This is a genomic window from Streptomyces ipomoeae 91-03 (assembly GCF_000317595.1).
Taxonomy (GTDB): Bacteria; Actinomycetota; Actinomycetes; order Streptomycetales; family Streptomycetaceae; genus Streptomyces; species Streptomyces ipomoeae.
Genome location: NZ_AEJC01000636.1, coordinates 1 through 3677, shown reverse-complemented (window position 1 = coordinate 3677; position 3677 = coordinate 1). Strand labels below are relative to the sequence as shown.

2 protein-coding genes are annotated in these 3677 nt (G+C 72.1%); one reads left to right on the top strand and one right to left on the bottom strand.

All coding sequences use genetic code 11. The features are described 5' to 3' along the window. A partial coding sequence (locus STRIP9103_RS41905) for a RecQ family ATP-dependent DNA helicase (protein WP_009339481.1) occupies nt 1-1606 on the bottom strand: 1606 nt, incomplete at its 3' end. Nucleotides 1607-1739: 133 nt separating this feature from the next. Here STRIP9103_RS41905 and STRIP9103_RS45665 point away from each other — a divergent pair. Beyond that, on the top strand, nt 1740-3560 hold the full coding sequence (locus STRIP9103_RS45665) for a DUF4192 domain-containing protein (protein ID WP_048822018.1): 1821 nt from the start codon (nt 1740-1742) through the stop codon (nt 3558-3560). Nucleotides 3561-3677: the final 117 nt, after the last annotated feature.

The following is a 3677-nucleotide window of genomic DNA, read 5'->3' as shown; positions in this document are numbered from 1 at the left end:
CGACCGCCGGCAGCCCCGTCGGCCACATCTTGCGCGGCTCGACCTCGACACCTGCCCGCCCCAGCTCGCCGCGCGCGGCGTCCAGCGCCACCGGGGAGACGGAGTCCGGGAAGCGGGGCTTCGTGCAGGTGTCGCAGCGCCCGCACGGGGAGGCGCCCTCGTCGTCCAACTGCCGCCGCAAGAACTCCATACGGCAGCCCGTCGTCGCGACGTAGTCACGCATGGCCTGCTGCTCGGTCGCCCGCTGCTTGGCGACCCAGGCATAGCGCTCGGTGTCGTACGTCCATGGGGCGCCGGTGGGCACCCAACCCCCCTGTACGCGCCGTACGGCACCGTCCACGTCGAGGACCTTCAGCATCGTCTCCAGCCGGGACCTGCGCAGCTCCACCAGCGGTTCGAGGGCCGGGAGCGACAACGGCCGCTCCGCGCGCGCGAGGACGTCCAGGGTGCGGCGCACCTGCTCCTCCGGAGGGAACGCGACCGAGGCGAAGTACTCCCAGATCGCCTGGTCCTCCTTGCCCGGCAGCAGCAGCACCTCGGCGTGCTCGACCCCACGACCCGCGCGGCCCACCTGCTGGTAGTACGCGATGGGGGAGGACGGCGACCCCAGATGCACCACGAAGCCCAGGTCGGGTTTGTCGAAGCCCATTCCCAGCGCGGAGGTCGCGACCAGGGCCTTGACCCGGTTGGCGAGCAGATCCTCCTCCGCCTGCTGACGGTCCGCGTTCTCCGTCTTCCCGGTGTACGAGGCCACGGTGTGCCCGCACTGGCGCAGGAACGCGGTGACCTCCTCGGCGGCGGCCACCGTGAGCGTGTAGATGATTCCGGAGCCCGGCAGCTCGTCCAGGTGGTCGGCGAGCCAGGCCATCCGGTGAGCGGCGTCCGGTAGTTGGAGCACCCCGAGGCTCAGGCTCTCCCGGTCCAGTGGGCCGCGCAGGACCAGCGCGTCCGTGCCGCCGCCGGTGCCCAACTGCTCGGCCACGTCGGCCGTCACGCGCGCGTTGGCCGTCGCGGTGGTGGCCAGCACGGGGACGCCGGGCGGGAGGTCGGCCAGCATGGTGCGCAGTCTGCGGTAGTCCGGGCGGAAGTCGTGGCCCCAGTCCGAGATGCAGTGCGCCTCGTCGACCACGAGCAGCCCGGTCGCGGCGGCCAGCTCGGGCAGGACCTGGTCGCGGAAGTCCGGGTTGTTGAGCCGCTCCGGACTCACCAGGAGCACGTCGACCGCGCCGGCGGTGACCTCCTGGCGGATCGTGTCCCATTCCTCGGTGTTCGAGGAGTTGATGGTCCGGGCGTGGATTCCGGCGCGGGCAGCCGCTTCCACCTGGTTGCGCATCAGCGCGAGCAGCGGGGAGACGATGACGGTGGGTCCGGCGCCCCGCTCGCGCAGCAGCGCCGTCGCGACGAAGTACACCGCGGACTTGCCCCAGCCCGTGCGCTGCACCACCAGGGCTCTGCGCTTGTCGGCCACCAGCGCCTCGATGGCGTGCCACTGGTCCTCGCGCAGCCGTGCGGCACCCGCCGGGGCGCCGACGAGGCGGGCGAGCACGGCATCGGCGGTCGTACGCAGGTCTTGACGGGCCGTGGTGGGCAGGTCTTCGTCGCTCATGGCCCCATGCAACCCGATGCCTCGGACATCGCGCGAACGAGCGGGGCGACCTGTGGACAGTTTCTGACGTGATCATGGTCGGACTTATCCACAGGTCAAAGCGGAATTTCAAGATCCGCGAGATGGTCGCCGCATGACGAATCACAGCGAAGCGGCCGGGACTCCCGGCAACAGTGACATCACCGGGCAGAACGGATGCGGCGGGCGCGAAGACACCCCCGCGTACGAGGGACGAGAGACGCATCCCCGCCCGGGAGCCGGACAGCCCCTGGGACACTCCACCCCTGGTGGGCCCGCCCCACTTCTGGCACACGGTGCCTCCAAGGCGCATGTGACCCACGGCGCGCCCGCGGGGCCGTATGGAGAGCAGCAGGTGACGCTGCGCACCCCGGCCGAGTTGGCCGATGCCTTGCCGTATCTGCTCGGGTATCGCCCCGAGGACAGCATCGTCCTGGTCGCGCTGCACGACCGCGAAGCGCGCGGACGGTTCGGCGGGCGGGCGCGGCTCGGCATCCCGGCCCAGACGGACGACTGGCCGTCCGTCGCCCAGCAACTGGCCCATGGGCTGGTCACCGGCAGCGAACGCCGGGGCGCCAAGCCAGAGAGCATGGTCGCCTTCCTCTGCCAGGACCCGACGAGCGGTGAGTCGGCACGGGACGTCATGGAACGCCTGCGGCCACTCGCACAGCTGTTGCGCAAAGCCTGCGGCGCCCTCGACGTCCCGGTGGTGGAGGCCCTCTGCATCTCCGACGGCCGTTTCTGGTCCTACTGCTGCCCGGGCACCGGATGCTGCTTGCCCGAAGGGGAGCCGATGGGACTGCCGGGCACCTCTGTGCTGGCCGCCGCCGCGACCTACGCGGGCCTTCAAGTGCGCGGCACCCTGCGGGAGCTGCGGGCGCGGCTCATGCCGTGGGAGACCGCCGCGGCGCTGGAGCAGGAGGCCGCGCTCGACGCCGCCCAGTCCGCTCTCATCCCACGGATCCTGGACTCGGAGAGCCGTGCCGAGGTGGCCGAGGAGACGCTCGCGGTGGCCCACCGCATCATGGGGAGCCTCGCGGATGTCCCGACCGTTTCCAGCACCCTCGACGCGGACCTCCACGACGACGAACTCATCGGACACGCCGACGCCGCCACCCTCATCCTCGGACTTCAGGACCGCGCGACCCGCGACCGCGCCGCCGAGTGGATGGAGGGCGACGAAGCCGGTCCCGCCCTCCGACTCTGGCGCGCCCTGGCCCGTCGCTGCGTCGGCCCCTACGGAGAGCATGCCGCCGCCCCGCTCACCCTGGCCGGCTGGGTCGCCTGGTCCACCGGCGACGAACTGGAGGCCCGTGAAGCCCTGGCCATGGCCCTCGCCGCAGACTCCGACTACCTCTTCGCCCGCCTCCTCCACCAGGCCTGCAACGAAGGCCTCGACCCGGAGTCCGTCCGCCGCTGCCTACGCGCGGAACGCCGGGGACGGGACCTGGCGGCGGCCGGTGCGGGTGGGGGTGTCGACGGCGCAGCGAGCGGCACTGCCCAATCTGGTGACACGAGCACCGTAGACCTTGTAGCCGACGGCGAACCAAGCCTTGCTGTTTTCCCCGGAGGTGCGGGCGCCGCCGGCATTGGCGTCGACGGCGAGGCGAGCATCGCTGCTCGACTTGGGGGTGCGGCCATCGAAGGCACTGGCACCGGCGGCGATCCGAGCATCGCCGCCCAGCCCCATGACTCGAGGGCACCCTCGGACAGGATCTGCGGCACCGGCACCGGCGCTCGGCGCCGGCCACGCCCGGAAGGGCGCAGCGCGGCTCGAGCTATCCGGCGCTCACCCAGCACGGCTCGAGCTCGTCGCGCGCGTTCCGTCGACGAGGGCTCGCCCGGTCGGCGGCCGGGGCGGGCGGCCGATGGTGCGAGTGGTCGGGCACGTGTTCGCCGCGGGGGCGGAGAGCCCGGCGCGGAGGGGGACACGTGAGCATGTCGGCCCCGTTCAGGACTCACACTGCGGAATACACCCTCGTGGGCCGCTCCACGACTGCTCGCGCCACTCCACCACGCAGCCATTCGGTCGGCTTCCCATACGGGAGGCGTG